The organism is Corynebacterium sp. HMSC06C06 (assembly GCF_001807295.1).
Classification (GTDB): Bacteria; Actinomycetota; Actinomycetes; order Mycobacteriales; family Mycobacteriaceae; genus Corynebacterium; species Corynebacterium striatum.
Genome location: NZ_KV788507.1, coordinates 56518 through 77899 on the forward strand (window position 1 = coordinate 56518; position 21382 = coordinate 77899).

15 protein-coding genes are annotated in these 21382 nt (G+C 62.1%); 6 read left to right on the plus strand and 9 right to left on the minus strand.

Features of this window, described 5'->3' with window-relative positions; all coding sequences use genetic code 11:
• Positions 1–39: 39 nt before the first annotated feature.
• Together HMPREF3153_RS09745 and HMPREF3153_RS09750 are read left to right on the plus strand one after the other, a co-directional pair.
• Positions 40–1518 (plus strand): phage tail tape measure protein, encoded by a 1479-nt coding sequence (locus HMPREF3153_RS09745; RefSeq protein ID WP_070420702.1) that lies wholly within the window; start codon positions 40–42, stop codon positions 1516–1518.
• Positions 1512–2588 carry a hypothetical protein gene (locus HMPREF3153_RS09750; RefSeq protein WP_070420703.1) on the plus strand — a complete coding sequence of 359 codons (1077 nt, stop codon included), beginning with the start codon at positions 1512–1514 and terminating at the stop codon, positions 2586–2588. Before HMPREF3153_RS09745 ends, HMPREF3153_RS09750 begins: the two co-directional genes overlap by 7 nt.
• Here the strand turns inward: HMPREF3153_RS09750 and HMPREF3153_RS09755 are convergent.
• Positions 2585–3295 (minus strand): tyrosine-type recombinase/integrase, encoded by a 711-nt coding sequence (locus HMPREF3153_RS09755; RefSeq protein ID WP_246817190.1) that lies wholly within the window; start codon positions 3293–3295, stop codon positions 2585–2587. The two genes, HMPREF3153_RS09750 and HMPREF3153_RS09755, sit on opposite strands and share 4 nt — an antisense overlap.
• Positions 3296–3663: 368 nt before the next feature.
• The gene (locus HMPREF3153_RS09760) at positions 3664–4941 is read right to left on the minus strand and encodes a glutaminase (RefSeq protein WP_070420704.1); all 1278 of its coding nucleotides are present in this window, start codon (positions 4939–4941) and stop codon (positions 3664–3666) included.
• A 35-nt stretch (positions 4942–4976) separates the two neighbouring features.
• On the opposite strand from HMPREF3153_RS09760, the gene HMPREF3153_RS09765 reads away from it, so the two are divergent.
• Positions 4977–5531 carry an isochorismatase family protein gene (locus HMPREF3153_RS09765; RefSeq protein WP_049063405.1) on the plus strand — a complete coding sequence of 185 codons (555 nt, stop codon included), beginning with the start codon at positions 4977–4979 and terminating at the stop codon, positions 5529–5531.
• Between the two features lie 27 nt (positions 5532–5558).
• Here HMPREF3153_RS09765 and HMPREF3153_RS09770 read toward each other — a convergent pair whose 3' ends face one another.
• Entirely contained in the window at positions 5559–5837 is a 279-nt protein-coding gene (locus tag HMPREF3153_RS09770) for a DUF3618 domain-containing protein (protein ID WP_005531048.1), read from the minus strand.
• A 171-nt stretch (positions 5838–6008) separates the two neighbouring features.
• Here HMPREF3153_RS09770 and bcp point away from each other — a divergent pair, with 171 nt between their 5' ends.
• Entirely contained in the window at positions 6009–6479 is a 471-nt protein-coding gene (bcp, locus tag HMPREF3153_RS09775) for a thioredoxin-dependent thiol peroxidase (protein WP_034657419.1), read from the plus strand.
• Positions 6480–6514: 35 nt separating this feature from the next.
• On the plus strand, positions 6515–7147 hold the full coding sequence (locus HMPREF3153_RS09780) for a TetR/AcrR family transcriptional regulator (RefSeq protein ID WP_070420705.1): 633 nt from the start codon (positions 6515–6517) through the stop codon (positions 7145–7147).
• Here HMPREF3153_RS09780 and HMPREF3153_RS09785 read toward each other — a convergent pair.
• From HMPREF3153_RS09785 to HMPREF3153_RS09810, 6 genes are all read right to left on the minus strand, one after another.
• Positions 7144–7572, minus strand: coding sequence for a holo-ACP synthase AcpS (locus HMPREF3153_RS09785; RefSeq protein ID WP_070420706.1), 429 nt, complete (start codon positions 7570–7572; stop codon positions 7144–7146). The genes HMPREF3153_RS09780 and HMPREF3153_RS09785 overlap by 4 nt on opposite strands.
• A gap of 11 nt (positions 7573–7583) precedes the next feature.
• Positions 7584–8354, minus strand: coding sequence for an ATP-binding cassette domain-containing protein (locus HMPREF3153_RS09790; RefSeq protein ID WP_046645595.1), 771 nt, complete (start codon positions 8352–8354; stop codon positions 7584–7586).
• Positions 8355–8363: 9 nt separating this feature from the next.
• Positions 8364–9398, minus strand: coding sequence for an ABC transporter permease (locus HMPREF3153_RS09795; protein ID WP_070420707.1), 1035 nt, complete (start codon positions 9396–9398; stop codon positions 8364–8366).
• On the minus strand, positions 9395–10396 hold the full coding sequence (locus tag HMPREF3153_RS09800; protein WP_070420708.1) for a substrate-binding domain-containing protein: 1002 nt from the start codon (positions 10394–10396) through the stop codon (positions 9395–9397). Before HMPREF3153_RS09800 ends, HMPREF3153_RS09795 begins: the two co-directional genes overlap by 4 nt.
• A 232-nt stretch (positions 10397–10628) precedes the next feature.
• Positions 10629–19757: a type I polyketide synthase gene (locus tag HMPREF3153_RS09805; RefSeq protein ID WP_141740942.1), complete on the minus strand. Its 9129-nt coding sequence runs from the start codon at positions 19755–19757 to the stop codon at positions 10629–10631.
• 147 nt (positions 19758–19904) lie between these two features.
• Positions 19905–20108 carry a hypothetical protein gene (locus tag HMPREF3153_RS09810; protein ID WP_141276860.1) on the minus strand — a complete coding sequence of 68 codons (204 nt, stop codon included), beginning with the start codon at positions 20106–20108 and terminating at the stop codon, positions 19905–19907.
• A gap of 37 nt (positions 20109–20145) precedes the next feature.
• Between HMPREF3153_RS09810 and HMPREF3153_RS09815 the strand changes: the two genes are divergently transcribed.
• The gene (locus HMPREF3153_RS09815; protein ID WP_070420710.1) at positions 20146–20958 is read left to right on the plus strand and encodes an HNH endonuclease family protein; all 813 of its coding nucleotides are present in this window, start codon (positions 20146–20148) and stop codon (positions 20956–20958) included.
• Positions 20959–21382: the final 424 nt, after the last annotated feature.

Here is a 21382-nt window from a genome sequence, read left to right on the forward strand (position 1 = left end):
TTTTCACGACCATGATCGACATTATGGAAGGGTGGGACAATGGCCGGTAAATCTCCAGTGTTGTCGGTGCGCATCATCGCCGACGCGGCTAAGGCCGCTGCCGGATTCTCCGAAGCTGAAAAGCAAGTCGGCGGCTTCGAGTCGAAGCTGTCAAAAATCGGCGGCGTCGTCGATAAGGCCGCCGCGACCGCGACCGTCGCCGGTGGCGCTTATGTAGCCTTCGCGAAGCAAACCGTCGATGCGGCTTCGGCTATGGAACAGTCCGTGGGCGCAGTTAATTCCGTATTCGGCGAGCAAGCCGACAAGGTCATGGCGACTGCCGAGCAGGCCGCCCAGGGCGTGGGCCTTGCCACGAGCGAATATGCGAATATGGCTTCGATTATGGGCTCGCAGCTGCAGAATATGGGTATCCCGATGGATGAGGTCGCCGGGCAAACCGACCAGCTAATCTCGCTCGGCGCTGACCTCGCGGCAATGTACGGCGGCACCACCTCCGAAGCCGTCGATGCCCTATCATCGCTGCTGCGCGGCGAGCGCGACCCTATCGAGCGTTACGCGGTATCGATTAATCAAGCTGCAATCGACGCCGAGCTTGCCGCCCAGGGACTGTCTGGCCTTGAGGGCGAAGCGGCGAAGCAGGCCGAGACACAAGCGACCCTAAAACTACTTTTTGACCAGTCATCGAACGCGCTCGGCACGTTCTCGCGCGAGTCCGAAACGGTCGCAGGACAACAACAACGCGCAAACGCCGAGTGGCAAAACGCGAAGGCCGCCCTTGGCGAGCAACTACTGCCAATTGTGACCGAAGGCGCGAGGTTACTCGGCGCTCTCGCGGGTGAAATTGGCAAGCACCCCGAGCTATTCAAAATTGCCGGTGCCGCGATTATCACGTTCACCGGCGCGCTGCAGGGTATCTCCGTGGGCATTAAGGCCGTCGAAGCGGGAAAAATCGCATTCGGCGCGCTGAACACTGTCATTAGTGCGAATCCTATCGGCGCATTTATCACCGTGCTAGGACTTGCCGCCGCGGGCATCGTAACCGCTTACCAGCATTCGGAAACATTTCGCGACATCGTGCACCGCGCAGGCGAAATCGCTGCCGATGCCTTCGGGGCCGTCGCCGATTGGGTGTCGAATGTGTGGGATTGGATTAAATCCGTTATCGACGCCGTCGCCGACCTGATCGGGTGGCTGCGCGATGCGTGGGATTGGGCGATGGACGTTGCCCGCGCTGTCGGCGATGCACTGTCATTTTCCGGCGACGGGCCCGAAATGACGATGCAACTCGCGGCCGGTTCACTGTTTAAATTCCTGCCGCAATCGCCGGACATCACCGCCGCACTAACGCCGGACATCACCGCCGCCCGGGTCGATAATCTCGCGAAGCAACTGCCGAGCGCAAACACGCCGACCGCGCCGGTCTACAACGTCACGATTAACGGGGTACTCGACGCCGACGATGCCGCCGTGAAAATTCGCGAGGTGCTCAACCGTTACGAAAGGCGCCAAGCATGGTAGACAAGTTTGCGCAATCTATCCGGCTCGACATCAACGGCACGAAATACCCGTTCACCCCGAGCGACATCGTCGACGGACTTAAACTGACGTGGGGCCGCGACTCACTGTTCGAGGATCCAAAAAAGCGCAGCCTGTCGGCGACCCTTATCGTCGACTACGCTGCCGCCGTCGAAATGACTAACGGCAGTGGCCACATACTCGGCGCGCGCGTGCGAGTCTTGAAGGGCTCGACGCTACTGTTTCGCGGCAGTATCGACACCATCGAAGTCGCACCCGTGGGCGGCGACCAGGTGCGACTTGACCTGCATTCGGTCGAATCCACAACATGGAATTACGAACTAAGCAAGACGTTTAACACTCGCGCAGCGACCGCCAAGCTACTGCAAGCAAGTATCGACATTCAAACCGGATTGCCCGATGTGGAAATTATCGACGCCGTCGACCCGGCAACTAAGTTCATTCAACCGGAACAAAGCATCGCCGTTACAGTGCTGCAGGCCTACAACGCCCTTGTCGAATCGCGCCCGCTTGCTCGCGCAATATGGCTACCAGACTTATCTCAAGTCTGGCCGTCTTACTACAACCGGAACGGCGCGTGGGTTGACGCGAGGTTTACTGCCGACCAGGTCGCCGTCGAAGGGTGGGAACTGTATTTCGAGCAAAACCCGTTGTGGGTGGAGTTCTACACGGGCGGCACGTTCGGCGAGGAAACCATGATTAAAAAATTCCCAGTGCCCGGCGACGCGGCTTCGGCTGGCACACTACAAATCACAAATGAATGGGGCGTCAAAGCGTACAAAGATTGGGAAGTAAACGGCGCGAAGGCCGTACTTGCCGCGCAGCAAACAGCCCCGCGAAAATTCACAATCGCCGCCGAAAACGTTAGCGACGAATGGATGCAGCCGTGGGAAACGTCGCGCCGATTCGTTATCGACCGCGACACTATCACCGGAACTAATTTTTATCAGCGCTGGGAACGCGAGCACGGCGGGCGCTATGTACCTATCGGCGGGACTATCACTGTCAAGCATGGGCGATCGACTCACGAAATGACATGTGTTTACGCCTAACTAGCGATGTTCCACGCGGTGCGCGCTGCGATGCGCTGCCGCTCGGCATTCGTCGCGACGTAGACCTGTGTTGTCGCTAGACTCGCGTGCCCGAGTAATTCCTGAACCGCGCGAATGTCTCGCGTTTCATCGTTGACTACGGTGCCGAAGCGGTGGCGAAGTTTGTGAGGGGTAAAGCCAACCGGCAGCACTCGACTAACTAGCTTGCCGAGCCACCCCGCCGAAATGTGGCCGTCGACATCGCCGACGAAAAGATAACCATTCGCCGCTCGAATGCGCTGCGCGAGTAGCGGCGGGCAAGGCACGACGCGCACGTGCCCACCCTTGCCAACGACTCGCAGTTGCCACCCGCGCCCCACGGGCTCAACGTCGCGCGAGTGGACTCTGCAGCATTCGTCGCGTCGCAGCCCGCACGTCGCCATTATCTCGATTGCAAGGCGCGCCCGGGGGTCGATGTAGGAACGTTGCATCGATTCGACGATAAGGGCATCGGGGATAGGCTTCGGAACGCTGCGCGGCCGCCTGACTGTTGGCAGCTCGGCGGCGACGTTGGCGGCGTAGCCGTTAAGCTCGCACCATTTGAAGAACACGCGTAGCGATGCGCGAGCGCTCGCGCGGGCGTCGCCCGCCCACTGCCCTGCCGCGAGCCACTCGACCAGGTCGCCGCGCTCGACCTCGTCGACGGGCTTGCCGACTGTTTCAATCATTCGCCGAACATGACTAACGCGCAGTGAAATAGTGCCCGGGGCTCGACCCGCCGCCTGCAGCTCAGTGCGGAACGAGTCGAGCAAATCACGCGAGGAATACCCCCGTTTGCTTAGAGATTGATGTGAGACGGTCATGCGGGCAGCTTAGCCTGACCTAATTCTAGGTAGTGAAGGGGGGTTGGCCCCGAATCAGTGGGTTCGGGGTTCAAGTCCCTGATGGCGCACAATAGAAAGTCTCGCAGCTTCATTCCCAAGAGTGAGGTTGCGAGTCTTTTGGTTTTGCGAGGGAGCCCCCAGGATCTGCATAACTGACAACGAAGGGGGCGCCGGCGTAGCTTTCCGACGCCCCGTTGGCAACTACGCAGGTGCTAAATCTGCTCGCCCGCGATTTGGTAGTCCTCCGGGTCGCCCACAGGTACCTCGGTGCCGTCGGACATCTTGAGGTCCTCAAGCTCCTGGTCTGGGTCGACCAGCTCGATGTCAAAGCCCGACTCGCGAATTCGGCGCAGCCCCTCCTTGAGCATCCTACGACCCATCTTGTTCGTCGCGGTCACGTTGGACAACTCCAAGACCACCTTGTCCGCGCTCAAGTCATAGCGCTCCAACTCGTGCAGGACCGTCTCAGCCGCGTTGAAGTTGAGAACACCCTGGAGATAGATAACCGTGGCGTCGCCATCGTCGATAATGTGGCGAATCGGCTGGACACCGTAGCGCTCCTCCGTTGACATCAGGTGCAAGCCCATGTCCTTAGACAAGAGCTTGAAAGCTTCCACGCCGCGGACAGAATTACCTTCCTCATTCAGGCGCGGCGAGAAGGTAGCAACACCCAGCTGTCCCGGCAGCGTTCCGAGCAAGCCGCCGGCCACACCGGACTTCGCCGGAATACCTACCTCGGCCATCCAGCGGCCGGCGCCGTCATACATTCCGGCCGAGCTCATCAGCGCCAGAGTCAGTCGGCAGACATCGGCGTCCAGGATCTTGTCATTCGTTACTGGCTGGCAGCCACCATTAGCCAAGGTCGCCGACATCACCGCCAGGTCCTTCACCGTCACCCGAATAGCGCACTGCTTGGTATAAGTAAGCACGGCGTCGTGCGCTTCGTCCTTAATAATGTCGTAGTTGCGCAACATGTGCGCCAAAGCGAGATTGCGATCCGCGTGGTCTAGCTCCGAGCCGAACACGCTCTCATCGATCTCCAGCTCGCGTCCCGCCAGGCGCGACATATAGGTAAGGATGCGCTCCACGCGTTCCTCAACCCCGGAGTCAACGCCATTGATGAGCTGGGTAACCGCAATTGCACCAGCATTGATCATTGGGTTGACCGGACGGTGGTCATCGCGGTTGAGGGAGAGCTCGTTGAACGCTTCGCCGGAAGGCTCCATTCCGACGATTTCACGCACTGCGCCCAACCCCAGTTCCTGCAGCGCCAAGGCGTAGACAAAAGGCTTGGACAAAGACTGCATGGTGAACTCGACGTCCGCGTCACCCGCCGAATACACGTGGCCCGTGGTGGTGCACAGCGCGGCGCCCAGGTACTCCGGTTCCGCAGCCGCGAGCTCTGGGATGTAGTCAGCTACCTTTCCACCGTCCTTATCACGGACACTGTCGAGGATTTCCTGCAAATAAAATGGGATTGGTGTTTTCATCTCCGCCCAGCTTACGGATGACTATGATTGCCCGCATGAGCAGAACTCTTGTCATTGTGGACGTGCAAAACGACTTTTGTCCTGGCGGCTCCCTCGCGACGGATCGTGGAAGCGAGGTAGCGCGCGACGTCGCCAAGCTGGTGCGCACCCAGGATTATGACTTCATTGTTGCTACGCAGGACTGGCACATCGACCCCAAGGGGCACTTCTCTGAAGACCCGGACTTCGTGGACACGTGGCCGGTGCACTGCGTCGCTGACACGGAGGGCGCGGCCATGCACGCCGCGCTTGCCGACGCCCCCATCGACACCTTCTTCCACAAAGGTGCCTACACCGCAGCTTATTCCGGTTTTGAGGCCGAGTGCGTCGACGATGGTGCAACCCTGGCGGAGTGGCTGCGCGAGCGTGAGGTAAGCGAGCTCGACATCGTTGGCATCGCCACCGATCACTGTGTGCGCGCCACCGCGATCGACGCGTTACGGGAAGGCTTCACCGTCAACGTCTTGGAGAGCTACTGCTCTCCAGTCAGTGAAGAGCGCGCAAAAAAGACCTTTGCCGAACTGCGCGAGGCAGGGGCAAAGGTCGTCTAAGGCGGGGGGCAAAAATGCCGCGTCGAATTAGCGGCGCTCAGCGAGCAGGCGCTGCAGCTCCTTGATGTCGTTCTTGCGACGGTTGGAGCGGAAGACTGCTAGTGCTACGAGGCCGACTACAGCTGCGCCAACGCCGGCGAGTGCCATCTGAACGTTGCGATCCTGCAGCTTCTCGGTTGCGGCGCCCTTTGCGTCATCGACCAAGTTCTTTGGCTTGCTGCGGTCAGCGAGCTCGTCGAGGGTGCTAGCCAGCTGGCGGCGGGTGCGCTCGATGTCGCGCTGAATGTCATTAATATCGCGTGCCACGTTGTAACTCCTGAATTCGTAATTTCGCTTTATAGGCCTTTTGGCTCAGCTTCCACCGAGTCAGTCAAGGGACCAGTCTACAGGCATCGACGCAATGCGTGCACGCGGGGATACCGGCACCTGCGCCTAGGATGGCCCAGACCATCACGAGGGCACGGTATGGTTAAAGACATGACTGAAGCAAAGCGTTTGGAAATCGGAGACGTTGCCCCCTCTTTCACTTTGAGCGACGATCAGGGCAATTCTGTAAGCCTCAGCGACTTCGCTGGAAAGCGCGTGCTCGTGTATTTCTACCCGCGCGCCAACACGCCAGGCTGCACCAAAGAGGCGTGTGACTTCCGTGATTCCCTTGAGCAGCTCAATGGTCTCGACATCGCGGTCGTAGGCATCTCCCCTGATAAGCCAGAGGCCCTGGCTAAGTTCCGCGCCGATCACGAGCTGAACTTCCCACTTCTGTCTGACCCTGAGAAGGAAACGCTCGCGGCATACGGCGCGTTCGGCGAGAAGAAGAACTACGGCAAGGTGGTACAAGGCGTTATTCGCTCAACTTTCCTCGTTGAGCCAGATGGCACCATCGGTCAGGCCATGTACAACGTGAAGGCTACAGGTCACGTCGCCCGTGTGATGAAGGGGCTGTCTTAAACTTCGGCACGTACACAATCACCTAAACAATTCAGATGAGCATCAAGCACGATACCGAGCTGCTGGTTCCACGCCGGCGCCCGGCCCAGGCACGCAGCCGCGAGAGATACAACAGGATCCTCAAGGCTGCGCGAAGCGTGCTTGTCGACGTTGGCTTCGAGTCCTTCACCTTCGACGAAGTCTCGCGCCGCGCGGAAGTGCCTATCGGCACGCTGTACCAATTCTTTGCCAACAAGTACGTGCTGATCTGCGAGTTGGACCGCCAGGATACCGGCGAGAATCTGGAGGAGATTCAGCGCTTTTCTGAGCACGTCCCGGCCCTGCAGTGGCCGGACTTCCTTGATGAGTTCATCGACCACCTCGCCCGCATGTGGCGCGAAGACCCCTCCCGCCGTGCGGGGTGGCATGCGGTGCAGTCCACTCCGGCCACACGCGCCACGGCCGCAGATACGGAGCTGCAGCTGCTCAAGCCCGTGGCGGAAATCCTGGAGCCGCTGGCCCAGCGTATGACCTATGACGAGCGCGTGGAGCTGGCCGGATTCCTCGTACACACGGTGGTCTCGATGCTCAACTACGCAGCATCTGGCGAGCCAGAGAACTTTGACGACGTCGTGGGCGAAATCAAACGTATGCTTATTGCGTACTTGTTCTCCGTAGCCACTAGCTAAAGGTTAGGAACCGTGAGCAGCACGGTAGCGGTGGCGTAGTCTCCGTCGTGGCTGATGCTCAGGCTCGTTCGTATATCCCCGAGACTTGCAGCCACGCTCTCTTTGATGTGGCCGCGCAGGACCAGTGCGACTCTCCCCCAGGCGTCCGGCTGAACCTCGATTTCTTGCCAGTCGACGTCGTTTTCTGCCACCACCGGCGGGCGGCCATAAAGCGCCTGCGACCATGCCTTAATAAAAGCTTCCTTCGCCGCCCACCGCCCGGCGAGGTGCTCGGCGCGGCGCGCGGAGTCGCCTTTGCGCGTAGCCACGCGCAGCTCCGTGGCACTGAATACCGCCTCGAAACGAGTGCCCGGAACGCTGAGCTGCTGGGCAAACTCCGAGATACAAACAAGGTCAGTTCCCACGGCGAAGGTAGCGGCGTTCATAGCCTCTCACTCTAACTCGCGAGCTCAGTCTTGAGCATTTCGAGTTCTCCGCCACCAGCCATCCACTGGGTCAGATCTTCGACGCTTACTTCCGCCTTCGAAGCGTTGAGAACCACTTCGCCCATGTTAAGTACCACGAAGCGGTCCCCCACCAAGAACGCGTGCTGCGGGTTGTGGGTAATCAGCACCACTCCCATGCCGCGTTCACGAGCGGCATCGATAAAGCGCAGCACCATGCCGGACTGCTTAACGCCAAGCGCCGCCGTGGGCTCATCCAGCACGATGTAGCGCGCACCGAAGTAGATGGCGCGCGCGATGGCCACCACTTGGCGCTGGCCGCCGGAGAGCGCTTCCAGCTGCACGTCGATGTCGGCTAGGTCTACGCCCATTTCTTGCAGCTGCTCGCGGGCAATGGTGCGCATCTCCTTTTCCTTCAACAGGCCGAAAGGACCTGCGAGTTCCTGGCCTAAGAAGAAGTTGCGCCACACGGAAAGCTGCGGCACCAGCGCGAGATCCTGGTACACGGTAGCGATGCCCGCATCGAGGGCGTCGCGGGGGCTGGAAAAGGTGGTAGGGGCGGCGTCGACAAGCAGCTCGCCCGAGGTGGGCGTGTTGAGACCCGACAGGATTTTGATGAGCGTGGACTTGCCTGCACCGTTGTCGCCAAGGACGCAGGTGACAGTGCCCGGGCGCAGCGTCATGTTGACACCACGCAGGGCATGGAAATTACCGAAGGATTGCTGAATATCGTGCAGCTCGATGCTGTGTGCATTCTCAGTCATCACTGCCTCCTATTTCCGCTTGTTGAAGTTGGCCACAGACGTGTTGGTAAGAACCGCAAACAGCAGCATGGCGCCGAGGAAGAACTTGAACCAGTCGGGGTTCCACCCCGCGTAAACGATGCCCTGGTTGGTCATGCCGAATATGACTGCACCGATGGCCGTGCCTACGGCAGTGCCGCGGCCGCCCGTCATCGAGCAGCCACCGATAACCGCCGCGATGATATAGAGGAACTCGTTGCCAATGCCCTGGCCCGCCTGGATGGAGTCGAAGGCAAAAAGCGTGTGCATGCCCACGAACCAGGCGGCGAAACCGACGACCATGAACAGGATGACCTTGACGCGGCGCACAGGAACACCGACGGCGCGGGCGGCGTCCTCGTCACCACCGACGGCGAAGATCCAGTTACCGAAGCGGGTCTTGTAGAGGACGAAGGAGGCCACAGCGACGAACAAGATCCACCACAACACGGTGGCACGGATGCTCAGCGAGCCGAGGTGAATAGTGCCAGCGAAGATGGCGCGTGCGGCAGCAAAGCCCTGCATGTCCGAGATGGATGGCGTGGCCACCTGGCCGGTAACGAGCTTGGTCACGGCCAGGTTCAGCCCCTGCAGCATGAGGAATGCGGCAAGGGTGATGAGGAAGGAGTCGATCTTCGTACGCACGACAAGCAGGCCGTTGATGGCACCAATGGTCAGGGCCGTCACGAGGGCGAGGGCCGCTCCAACCCAGGAGTTGAGGTGCAGGTTGTAGTTGAGCATGGTGGCCACGAGTGCAGAGGTAGTCACGGCGACGCCGGAGGATAAGTCGAACTCGTTGCCAATCATGAGCAGGCCCACGGCCAAGGCTACGATGCCCAGGGTGGAGCTGGCGTAGAGCACCGTGGAGAAGGCCTCCATCGAACGAAACGATGGAGCGACAATCATGAACAGGGCAAAGATGACGATGGCACCAAGGACACTGGCTAGCTCGGGGCGGCGCATGATGCGGGCGCTTAGGCTCCGCGATGCTAGCCGCGCATCGATGCTTGGCGACGTCTCGGTCATCGCAAGCCTGCCTTAGCGGACTCTGAGATTACGTCGACGTTGGTGGAGTCGACGAAGGAAGGGCCGGTGTAGACGGGACGGCCGCCGCCCACGGTGGAGCCGTTGCGGTGTGCGAGCCACAAGGCGTCGACAGCCATGTAGCCCTGCATGTAAGGCTGCTGGTCCACGGCCCAGGCGACGTCGCCGGAAGCGATGGCGTCGACAAGCTCAGCGTTGGTATCGAAGGTGGCTACCTTTGCCTTGGCGCCGGAGTCAGCGATGGCGTCGACGGCGCGCATAGCGACGGGCGCTTGGAGAGCCATGACCCAATCAATGGATTTGTCCTGCTCGAGCTTCGCGTTCAGGGTGGACTGTGCTGCAGTGAGATCCTGACCGTTGACGTAGAGCAGCTCAACCTTGCCGCCCTGTCCGTCTTGCAGACCCGCGCAGCGATCCTCCTGGGACTTGTTGCCTTGTTCGTGGATGACGCACAGGGTGTGCTTGGCGCCTTCCTTTTTGAGGCGCTCGCCTGCCTTGGTGCCGGCGACCTTCTCCTCTTGGCCGAAGAACGCGGTCATGCCGTACTTCTGGTAGGAATCCATGCCGGCGTTAAGGCCGACGGTGGGGATTCCTGCGTCGGCGGCCTTCTTGGCTACAGGACCGATGGCGCTGGCGTTTGGCATGGTGACGGCGATGCCGTCGACGCCGGAGTCAATGGCGGACTGCACGAGGTTGGCCTGGTTAGGGGCCTGCGGATCGGAAGAGTAGCGCAACTCGATGTTGTCCTTCTTGGCTGCGTCCTCGGCGCCCTTGCGCACGAGATCCCAGTAGGTATCGCCAGGGGCACCGTGGGAGATCATCGATACGACGATGCGCTCGGTGTCCACTCCCCCGGCGAGTTCGTTCTCACTGTTTTCGCGCGGCGCACCACCGGTGGAGGAGCATCCCGTCACTGCTAGCGCGGCGGCCAAAGCCACCCCGGTTCCCACAATCTTGCAAGCTTTAACGTTGAAGTTCATGCTTGCATAGTGCCCCACCTGCAACAGGGACTCAAACCGCTGACCTGCATCTTTATCGTTTCAGGTGGCGCAAGCTGGCACTTTCGACGCCGTTTTTACCCCCGTTACAGCTTCCCAAACCCCCAACACAAAGCCACAAATACACAAAAGGGAGGGCTCCCCATTTCTGGGAAGCCCTCTCCGCCGATTCGGTGACTGGCGTGAATGTCCTAAAGGCGTTTTTCCTTCTTGATTAGTTCTGCATCTGCCTGGTTTCAAGGATTCCGTCGCGCAGACGAGCGGCGTCGTCAAGCAGCACTGCGGCCTCACGTTCCTTCACAGCGTCACCAGTACCGCCCAGGTTGCGATCCACCGGACGCTCGTAGAGAACTGCCCCGCCGCGCATCGCAGACTCGATGCGGCGCAGCCCGGCGCGCTCACGCTCGTGCGCCTGCTGCTGCCACTGAGCAACGGCCTCCGCATCCTGTGCCTTAGCCAGTGCAGCCAGGAATGCGCCTGGGTGCACGATTGCCACTAGCGCAGACACGTGACCGAAGCCCAGCGAGGTAACCAGGCCTGCCTTCGGTGCGTACTCGTCACGACCGCGCAGGTCCAGCTGATGGCGTAGCCAAACCAGGTGCTCATGCTTAGCCAGCACTGGGTCCACGCAATCCAGGGAACGATTCGGCGGCAGGATGCCCTCACGCAGGACCTGCGTCAGGCCAACCATCTGGAACGCGGCGGCACCGCCCTTGGCGTGGCCAGTCAGGGTCTTCTGCGAAATCACGTACATCGGGTTGCCGTTGTGGCGTCCCATCGCGGCAGCAATGCGCTCGTGCAGATCCGACTCGTTCGGGTCATTCGCATTAGTCGAGGTGTCGTGCTTGGAGATGATGGACGCCTCATCCGGCGTGACGCCATGCGCACGCAGGGCCTGCGCCAAGCGGGAATCCACGCCGCCACGGGCAGCAGACAGCGCGCCCAATCCCGGCGCGGGGATGGAGGTGTGAGCGCCGTCCGCGAAGGACTCCGCGAAGGCCACCACGCCCAGAACCGGCAGTCCCTGCTCCGCGGCGAATGAGCCACGGGCCAGCAGCAGGGTGCCGCCACCTTCAGACTCGATGAAGCCTCCGCGGCGCCTGTCGTTGGCGCGGGAGAAGTACTTGTGGTCGATGCCCTTGGCTTCCATCTCTGCGGAATCCGCTGTAGCCGCCATGTCTCCGAAGCCGGTGATGCCCTCAATAGAAAGGTCATCGACACCACCAGCGACCACGAAGTCTGCCTTGTGCAGGCGCAGCTTATCCATCGCTTCCTCCACGGAGACCGCAGCGGTAGCGCAGGCTGCAACCGGGTGGACCATCTGGCCGTAGCCGCCCACGTAGGACTGCATCACGTGCGCTGCCACCACATTCGGCAGGGCTTCCTGCAGAATGTCGTTCGGGCGCGACTGCGCCAGCAGCTTATCCACGTAGAGCGAGCGCAGGGAGGCCATGCCGCCCATGCCGGTGCCCTGCGTCGAGGACACGCGTGCGGGGTGAACGCTCGCGAGCAGCTCTGCCGGGCTGAAGCCCGCCGAAAGGAATGCCTCCACGGTGCACACGATGTTCCACAGCGCCACACGGTCGAGGTTGTCGATCATGTCGGCCGGGATGCCATAGACCGCCGGGTCGAATCCGGTCGGCACCTGGCCGCCGACGAAGCGCGACATTGCCACGCGGCGCGGCACACGCACTGGCGAGCCGGCCGGGCGGGTAACCTGCCATTCCTCACCATCGAAGTGCGCCGTAGCGCCCTCAACTTCTTCTACGAAGGACTTGGCGGTTGCTTCATCGTCCACGGTGAAGGTCAGCGGCTTCTCCAGGTAGATGGTGGTCAATTCAGGAGCGAGGTTGTCCACCATCGGCATGTGCGGGCCGAAGTCATCGTGGTAGCGGCGCACCCCGATGTTGGCCATCACTTGGTCATGGAACTGTTCGTAGACGTCTTCCTCGGCAATGGCTTCGCCGGTCTCCAGCACGGTCCACTGGGCCGACTGGGCATCCCACTCGATGAGGCCCATGGTCCAGGCCAACTCAAGCACGCCGGCAGCGGAAAGCTCGCCGGTAAGCTCGACCTCGAAGCGGGTACGCGAGGAACCCAGCGGGCCGAGCTCACCTGCGCCGACGATGACGACCATGTCATCGAGCGACTGCGTCACGCCCCTGAAGTCTGGCGTGGTCCACTGCAACGGGGACAGCGGGTTCGGCAGTGCTTGCACCGTCTTCGGGGCCTGGATGACGCCGCCATTGGATGCGCTTGTTTGCTCCGCCCGCCGTGCGGCCTCGCGGGCCAGTTCAGGCAGGTTGAGGTCGGCCTCGCCCAGACCGCCGGTGAAGTCAAGGGGGACTGGGCCCTGGGCCGCCTGCTCACGCACGTCGGAGTTGGCGCCGCCGTCGACCAGCTTGATAGCCATTTCCTCGGTGGAGTAGGTTTCCACGCCCTTAGCCTCGACGAGCTCGACCATTGGGTCGTTTCCGCCCATCAGGCCAGTGCCACGTACCCAACCAATGTGGGCGTGGACCAGCGAGGTACGCTCGCCCCAGACAGGCTCCGCCTTCCAGCGGGTAACCAGGGCGTCGAGTGCCGCCTTGGCCTCACCATAGGCGCCGTCGCCACCGAAGCGGCCACGGTTCGGGCTACCTGGCAGCACCACGTGCAGGCGCTGGCCCACGTGGGTATCCGCGCCCAGCTGAGACAGGCCCGCGATGAGCTTCTCCACCGACCACAGCAGCAGACGCATCTGCGACTCGGCTTGGGCGCCGGCGTCGGCCAGCGTGCCCTGCACGCGCGGAGCAGCGAACGGGAAGAGCAAGGTCGGCACCAGCGCCGGCTTGACCAGCTTGGACTTGCCGCCCACTGTGGCTGTCTGCTCGTTAGCAATCCACTCCACCAAGGCGTCGAGATCTTTAAAGGAGCTCAAGTTCGCAGGGACCACCCACAACGCGGCGGAACCAGCGGCGTGCGTGCGGTAGAGCTCCTTGTAGAACTCCACGCGGTCATGGTTTAGGCGCGAGGTGGTTGCCACCACGGTGGCGCCCTCGTTGAGCAGCTCGCCGATGACAGCGGCCGCAATCGAGTTCGGGGAGCCACCAGTAACCACGGCAACGTCGTTGCTCATGGTCAAGCTAGCGGCATCCACACGCGCTTCCTGCGCGTGATCCGGCAGTCCAAAGTGCTCCGCCAGCCGCGCCACGGCTTCGCCAGCGCCCAGAACATCGACGTCCGCAGCATTGAGCTCGCCCGCGGCAACACGCGCAAGATCCTCGCGGGCAGAAGCCCAGCGGTCGTCGAGAAGCACTGCCTTATCCGCATCGAAGGACGGCGCGACCTGCTTAGCCCAATCGGAGCCCAGCTCACGGGAGACTAGCTCCGCCAGTGCGGCGTTCTCATCTACTTCCGAAAACTCGGTGGCAGGCGCCGCAACTCCCAGCTTGGACAGCAAGGTGCGGGCGGTCTCCGCAAGGGTATCGGTCATTTCCGCGGTGTAGGCATCCAAAGCAGCGGAGTCCACTACCCCACCGCCCGCAGCACCACCCGCGGAAGGCATCGCGATGCTAATCCCCTCGCGCTGTCCGGCGACGGTCACGGCGGCGTCGATTAGCGCATCCAGCTCCTTGACATTCGCAGCGCCCGTGCCGAGCGTGGCCAGGTCGCCGCCACGCAGGGACGCGCCCTCGCGAGTGCCGAGGACAAGCTCAGCGATGACGCGATCTGCCCAGCCTTCGCCCAAGCCCCAGGCGCCGGTGACGCGCTCAGCCACGTAGCCAGGCTTCTTTCCGGCAGGTCCAGTAAGGCGGCGCAGCGCATCAGCGACCTGCCCACCCAGGACCGGGCCAAAGGTCTTATAGCCCTTGGCCATGCCTGCGACAGTCTCCTTGAGTTCCGACAGCGCAGCATCGGCCGCGCCATCGATAGCGCCCAATCCGAACTCCACACCCAGATCCAGCAGGAGCTGGTTGCGGCGGGAGGACACGCCCTCGACGAGCAGTTCGATGGTATCGGCAGGACCCATCTGATCCAGGCGGACCTTGGTCCACACCGCCACGAGCATTTCGGTGGCGAACTGCGCGCTCAGCGGCTTATCCGCTGGGGTCTCCCCACCCGCAGCAGGTGCCGGAACCGGAGCCACGAGGGTCGCGGTCTCCGCTGCTGCCGGGGTCTCAGGGACCAGGCTTGCTGCGGTAGCGCCAGATTCGGCGCCATCCTCGGCACCAGATTCAGCCGCTGCATCCGCCGCCGCAGTCTGCTCCGGCTCCGGGCGAGCGATGGCATCCTCAGCGAAGACAACGCCGCGGTCGCGCTCGATGTTGAGCACCTCGATGCCGTGGCCTGCATACTGCGGCAGGCGCAGGGTCTGGCCCAGCATGTTCGCCAGCGTTGGCGAGGAACCCACGCCCACCTCGACAAAGCGCTCCACGCCCAGGCCCGGGGTGCCGGCGCCGCCGATGGCGCCCGGCTCGCTAAGCAGGAGATCCTGGGTTTCGATCCATCGGACAGGTGAAGCGAACTGCCAGGCCAAAAGCTCAATGAGCAGGGTGCGGCCCAACTGAACCGGGTTCTCAAGGGCGCCCGCGAAGTCAGACAGGATGGCCTTGACGGGATCAGAGTCCACCACGGAGTCAATGGCCTGCACGAACTCTTCAGTGAGCTCAAATGGACGCGCAACCAGGTTCGGCACGTAGTGGCCCACGAGGATATCCAGGTCGATGTCCGCCGGAATGAGGGAATCGAGGTGCTCGCGGAAGGCAGGCACGCCGTCCAGCAGATGAGAGGAGTGGAACGGCACGTCGATGCCCGGGATCTGGATGAAGGCACGCGCCCCCGGCGCGCGGCGCTCGGCGTCGGCACGCAGGGCGTTAAGCCCCGCGCGAGTACCGGCGACGGCGTACTGGACGCCTGCAATGTTGTAGTTGACGATCTCCAGGAACTCGCCGGTCTGCGCGGAAATCTCAGCAACGTACGGGAACACGTCCTTGGCGGAGACGCCGATCTTGTTCGGACGCAGTGCCGCCAGTCCATAGTTGGAGTTGCCCTCGGCGTCGCGCTCGACCAGGCGGTGCATGGTCAGGCCACGGGCGTAGACGATCTCTACGACTGCTTCGAGGGAGAGCACCTGCGCGTAGGCGGCGAGGGCGTTGTACTCGCCCACGGAGTGGCCCGCAAAGTAGGCGCCGGAGTCAAGGACGCCGGCCTCCTGCATCTCGGCGATCTGCGCGCAGCCCAGGGTAGCCATGGCTACCTGCGTGAACTGGGTCAGGAAAAGAGCGCCGTCTGGGTGCGTGAACTCCTCGCCGCGCACAGTGACGGACTGCGGATTGTTGCGCACGATCTCCAGGATGGAGAATCCCAACTTGGAGCGGGTGTGCTTGTCCGCGCGTTCCCATACGGAGCGGGCGCTTGACGACGCCGCGAAGGCGTCCATGCCCATCCCCTGCGACTGGATGCCCTGGCCGGGGAAGCCGTAGAAGGTCAGCTTGTCAGCGACAGTCGCGCGAGCCTCAAGGACCGGAACGCCGTCGACGGAAGCGGTGACGGCTCGGACCTCGCCGAAGCCTGGACGGGTGTCCAGGCCCACGCGCTCGACCACGAAGGTGACCTGCGCGCCGGGCAGGACAGGCGCCTGCATGGTGGCGCTCCACTCACGGACTGCAGCGCCGTCGAAAGCGACGGCCAGCTGCGCCAGCGCGGAGGTCCACATGCCATGGACGATGACGCCGTCCTTCAATCCAGCCAGCTGGGCGGCGAGATCGGCAACGTGGATGGGGTTGCGGTCGCCCGTGACCACGGCGAATGGGTGCATCGATTGCGGGGCGGTCACGGTCATTTCGTGGCGGAAGCTGTGCGGCTTTTCCTTGGTGGTGGACGCTGCACCTGCGACGGAGTCCGCTGCGCCGAGTTCCTGCTCGCCGCGACGACCCTGGATGGCGAAGCGCTCGAAGAGGCGTGCAACCGGGGTGCCTGCGGTGTCTGCACCAGCTGTGGAAGCACCATCGGTGGCCGTCTCAATATCTACTGCGACGTCGACGACGCGGCCGACTGGGGTGTCGCGGACCTCGCCCGCGGTGGCGGTGATGCGCAGCTTCGCCTCGCGCGGCAGGGCGGACTTGAGTTCGAGGTTGTGCTCCAAGTGAACCAGGTTGAGCAGGCCTTCAACGACGTTGGTTCCGTCTTCGGTAACTGCATTGGCGATGACCGCGAACACGGCTGGCCAGGCCTTGCCCACGAGGACGTCTGGGGCCACGTGTGCGCCCTCGGCAACGTCTGCGGAAAGGGCGTCGGCAGGCGCATAGCCCGCGGTGACGTTTTCATAGTCTGCGGAATCCGCGGCGCTGAGCTCGCCGGACCAGATGGCGGTGCCACCGGTTACCTCCGGCAGGGTGCCGCCGGCAGCGACGCGAGCCAGCTCGCGCATGGACTCAGCGGCATCGGCCTCGGTGATAAGCGGCGAGGCGCCCGGAATCTGCGGTGGGGTGATGCGCAGGCGCAGCTGTGCGCCTGCAATCGCGCCCCTGAGCGGGACGCTCAGCCAGTACTCGCCTTCGGCAAGCTTCTCAAAGCGGGAGCCGTTATCTTTGCTCTCGATCGACTCCGCCAGGAACTGGCCGGTGCCAAGCACGAGGCGAAGAGGGTTAAGCTGCTCGCGGCCTGCCCAATTGACCATTGGTGCCTTGAGGATTTTGTCGAAGTCCGAGTGCTCTGGTTTGTCTTGTACACCGGCCTGGGTCAACTCATCTGTTGCAGCCTGCTCGAAGCGGGCAAGCAGCTCAGCCACCGGCTCGTCAACGCGCTCAATGCCGCCGACTGCGGTGGTGCCTGGGATGATGCAGACTTGGTCGGCATCGTAGCGCTCGTCGTGGGCCTGCCACAGGGAGTCCTGGCGCCACAGACGGCGGACCTCCGCGTCGATGACGGGGACGAAGTTGGCGGGCTTGCCCTTCTGGTTGAGCAGCTGCAGGAACCACGCGGCGTCGCCTGGGTGGACGAGCTGGTCGACGGCGGCGCTGCCCAAGAGCTCGCGCAGCTGCATGACTGCCTGCTCCGGGTTCTCGCGCTCTGCGGTGACCTGAAGTTCGATCTCGCCGTGGTCCGCCGGGTTGAGGCGGGCTTCGGTGCGCTCCACCATTGCGACGAAGCGCTGGAACCAGGAGTCGTCGACCCACTGCCCCATGTAGGAAAGTTCAAGGTAGCGCTCGAGCCACTGCGCGTAGGTTATAGAGTCAAGGTCACCGAAGTAAGGCTTGCAGGTCTTGCCGATGGCCTCGATGATCTCGTCACGACGTGCGGCCACGGCCTCAGTGTCGCCCGCGACCTCGTCGAGCAGGCGCCCGGCGCGTGCGAAGGAGTTGTCGATCTCGTGGATGTCCGCGCCCAGCTGGGACAGTCCGGAGGTCACGGAGCCGCCGAAGTCCTGGGCTGCAGCGCCCACGCCGGCCCAGCCGTCGTTCTGGACAGTCGGCTGCGCGGCCACGAGTGCGCGCTTCACGGATTCGGAAGCGGTGGATTCCTTGGTCGCCATGGCGGCGGTGCCCACCATGATGGCGTCGACAGGCGCATCCGGCAGCCCCTGCTTGTGTGCCCAGGTGCCCAGCAAGTACTGAACACCACGGGCTGGGGTGCCGATACCGCCGCCGACGGCCAGCACCACGTTGTCGTGCTCGCGGATGCGGCCATAGGTGGCAGCGAGCAGCTCGTCGAGGTCCTCCCACGAGTGGTGGCCACCGGCGTGACCGCCTTCGACCTGCATGATGATAAGTCCTGGGACCTGCTCGGCGATGCGCAGTACTTGGTCGATCTGCTTGATGGTGCCTGGCTTGAATGCGACCCACGGGAAGTTGTCCGCGTGCAGGGACTCTACGAGTTCCACTGCCTCATCGAGCGGTGGGATACCAGCAGAGACAACCACGCCGTTGATAGGCGCACCGTTTGCGCGTGCCTTGGGGAGGGCGCGCTCGCCAGCGATCTGGCGGCGCCACTGCGATGCGGAGAGATACATGGCGTTGAACTGTGCGTTCACGCCTGGCTCGAGGAGTTCCTCTAGCTTTTCCAAGTTGCGCGCCAGCAAAGCGTTGGTGGTCTGGCCACCGCCTGCGAGCTCCGCCCAGTGACCAGCGTTGGCTGCTGCAGCCACGATTTCTGGGTCGACGGTGGAAGGGGTCATGCCGGGCAGCATGACTGGCGAGTAGCCGGTTGCCTCGGTGAACTTGGTGGAAAGGCGACCTGCGCGCAGGGTCGGGCGGAAGCACTCCCAGGACATGGGCAGGGCGGGTGCCTGGCCGGCGTCGAAAAGCTGCGACTGCCCGTGTGAACCGCACACCACCAAGGTGCCGATTCCTCGTCCTGCGACGATGTCTCGGGTCAGCGGCTCGACGCCGCCATCAGGGCCGCACTCGAAGATCCAGCGGGCGCCTGCCTCGATGGCCTCGGTGACGCGGGCTGGCCAATCGACGATGTCGGTGAGGACGGCGCGGGCGCCTTCTTCCACGAGCACGGGGTCAAGACCTACGGTTTTGCCCCACTCGATGACCTGCGCAACGGCCTCTTCCATTGCCGGGTGGTGGTAGGCAGCCTGGATGTCGAGCTGGCTAAAGCGAGGTGCGAACGGGGCGCCGCCGCGCTGCTTGGATTCGACGAGCTTGGCGTCCTTGGAGGCCTCCGCTTCGAGGCGGCCCTGAACTGCGGTTACCTCCGCCGGGGTACCGACGATGATGAACTTGTCGCGGCCATTGCGCAGGCCGATGCGACCGCCGGCCTTTTCAATCTGCTCTTGAGTGGCACCGGAGACTGCCACCATAGGAGAACCCTCAGCGTTGCGGACCAAACCGTGAGTGCGGGCTGTACGCGTGATAGCGGCACCGATGAGCTGCGCCAAGGCGATGACCTCGCCGGCTGCGGCGCGGCCGGTAGCAACAAACGTGCTCAAGGTGCCCTGGGAATGTCCAATGGCCGCGACCGCCTGCGAGACATCGAGCCCCTGGGCAGCAAGCGCTTCAAGCACACCAACCTGGGCGGTGACGATGCCCGGCGTAGAGATAGCAGAATCCGCCAGGTTAATGCGCAGCGAGTTCGCTGGTGCTGCCCACTCGAGCGGAGCAAAGCCGTGTGGGAAGGCGGCGGCGAGATCGTCTGCGAGTGGCTCGAGGATCTCTTCCGCCTGCTTCAGGTGCCCGGCAAGGCGGGTGCCTGCGCCTGCGGCGATAGATGCCTGCAGATTGGGAAGCCAGGCATAGCCCTGTCCTGAAAATGACAGCGCGAAGGGTTCGGCGTCTAGGCGGTTGACCAAGCGTTTGCCTGTGGAAAGCGGCTGGGTAATGGACGTAGTTTCGGTACGCGGGGTGATGCTCACTGTGGTTGCTGCTCCTATGCGAGTGCGGCCAGAATTGTTTCGTATCAGAAAGTCAGAGATACAGCATGCCACAAAATCATGAGGAAACCATCATCTTTTGACGGCGTGTGTGGATGCTGCCCGTAAATCACGGTGGCGAGAATGCGGCTAGAAATCACCCAAGAGCTGGGAAACTAGCTCTTCAGCACGCTTTAGTTCCACGCGTGATTGGCCCCGACGCACGCCATCCCCGGCGGGACCTTCGGGCTCTACTTCTGCATAAATCTCGCATGCACTCGCCGGAACCACAGGCGCACTACGGACAATCCCGCGCTGTTGCGTGTATTCATCAAAGAACTTATCGATACTCATTACCGGCGCCAGTCTAGCCGCTAAAATCATCACCATCATGGCAGCCCGCTCCCCTTTTCGCCCGTACTACATAGTCGGCTTCCTCAACCTCATCGTCGCAGCTCTCGTCATCTTTGGCGCAACTCTCGACACCCCGACTTCGTCCACCTCAGCGACTGCGCCCACAACCACTGCAAACGGCAGTCCGGACAATGCGCCCAACAGCCCCACGGCACCGGCTCCAGCAACAGCTTCAGACGCAGCTCCGGCAGCACCCGAACCCCCTGCGGCACCTGCACCAAATCCAGCATTAGAACAGCTCACCGCCCTGCCGGTTAAGGGCCGCGCGCCAAAGACTGGCTACGAACGTAAGCAGTTCGGGCAGGCATGGTCTGACGATGTCACCGTGGAATTTGGCCACAACGGCTGCGATACGCGAAACGACATTCTGCGCCGTGACCTCGTGGATATCACGCTCAAAGAAAACACTCATGACTGCGTGGTCCTGACAGGTACGCTGCACGATCCCTACTCCGGCATGGAGATCAGATTCCAGCGCGGGCAAGGCACCTCCGAGTTGGTACAGATTGATCACATCGTGCCGCTTGCCGACGCCTGGCAAAAAGGCGCCCAAGAATGGTCACCGGAAAAGCGCCGCGACTTTGCCAACGACCCGCGCAACCTCCTCGCGGTCGACGGCCCACTTAACCAGCAGAAATCCGCAGGCGACGCAGCCACTTGGCTTCCACCAAGCAAGGAATACCGCTGCACCTACGCGCAAAAAATCATTGAAGTCAAAGCTACCTACGGGCTGTGGGTAACACAGGCCGAACATGACGCGCTGGCTACCCAGCTAGCAACCTGCCCTTGAGCTACCCCCACTTTTTACCTGCCAAGAATCTGCATATTTTGCGCATAGTTTGACCCTAAAATAGAGCATATCTTTTAGACAATATGCCTGTATGTCACGGAAAACGTGGGCACCCAAGCAAAGTAACGGCTTATATAAAGACCCGAAATAAATACAATCCGGGGCTAATAAGTTTCACCCCCAAACTTTAAAAATTTGAACAAATAGGCGGCCAACCCTTTTCCAATTTCCTAGTATCAACTTCAGCGAAATTGATAGCCAAGTCACATTTCTCTCACGTATGTGCCGAGGGACTCAAAGACGCAACTCTCAACTGTCGTCTCTGCGAACGGAACCCACCCGATGTTCAAATACATCCTGAAGAAGACCGCTAGCTGGTTGCTAGTTATCTTCTGTTATGTCCATGGGCTTTTTGGACACGGAG

Excerpts from the sequence above, each read along its gene's own strand:
- HMPREF3153_RS09810 (WP_141276860.1), bottom strand. The coding sequence starts at position 20,108 with ATGAGTATCGATAAGTTCTTTGATGAATACACGCAACAGCGCGGGATT.
- HMPREF3153_RS09745 (WP_070420702.1), top strand. The coding sequence starts at position 40 with ATGGCCGGTAAATCTCCAGTGTTGTCGGTGCGCATCATCGCCGACGCG.
- HMPREF3153_RS09750 (WP_070420703.1), top strand. The coding sequence starts at position 1,512 with ATGGTAGACAAGTTTGCGCAATCTATCCGGCTCGACATCAACGGCACG.
- HMPREF3153_RS09760 (WP_070420704.1), bottom strand. The coding sequence starts at position 4,941 with ATGAAAACACCAATCCCATTTTATTTGCAGGAAATCCTCGACAGTGTC.
- HMPREF3153_RS09780 (WP_070420705.1), top strand. The coding sequence starts at position 6,515 with ATGAGCATCAAGCACGATACCGAGCTGCTGGTTCCACGCCGGCGCCCG.
- HMPREF3153_RS09785 (WP_070420706.1), bottom strand. The coding sequence starts at position 7,572 with ATGAACGCCGCTACCTTCGCCGTGGGAACTGACCTTGTTTGTATCTCG.
- HMPREF3153_RS09765 (WP_049063405.1), top strand. The coding sequence starts at position 4,977 with ATGAGCAGAACTCTTGTCATTGTGGACGTGCAAAACGACTTTTGTCCT.
- HMPREF3153_RS09755 (WP_246817190.1), bottom strand. The coding sequence starts at position 3,295 with ATGATTGAAACAGTCGGCAAGCCCGTCGACGAGGTCGAGCGCGGCGAC.
- HMPREF3153_RS09815 (WP_070420710.1), top strand. The coding sequence starts at position 20,146 with ATGGCAGCCCGCTCCCCTTTTCGCCCGTACTACATAGTCGGCTTCCTC.
- HMPREF3153_RS09795 (WP_070420707.1), bottom strand. The coding sequence starts at position 9,398 with ATGACCGAGACGTCGCCAAGCATCGATGCGCGGCTAGCATCGCGGAGC.
- HMPREF3153_RS09790 (WP_046645595.1), bottom strand. The coding sequence starts at position 8,354 with ATGACTGAGAATGCACACAGCATCGAGCTGCACGATATTCAGCAATCC.
- bcp (WP_034657419.1), top strand. The coding sequence starts at position 6,009 with ATGACTGAAGCAAAGCGTTTGGAAATCGGAGACGTTGCCCCCTCTTTC.
- HMPREF3153_RS09800 (WP_070420708.1), bottom strand. The coding sequence starts at position 10,396 with ATGAACTTCAACGTTAAAGCTTGCAAGATTGTGGGAACCGGGGTGGCT.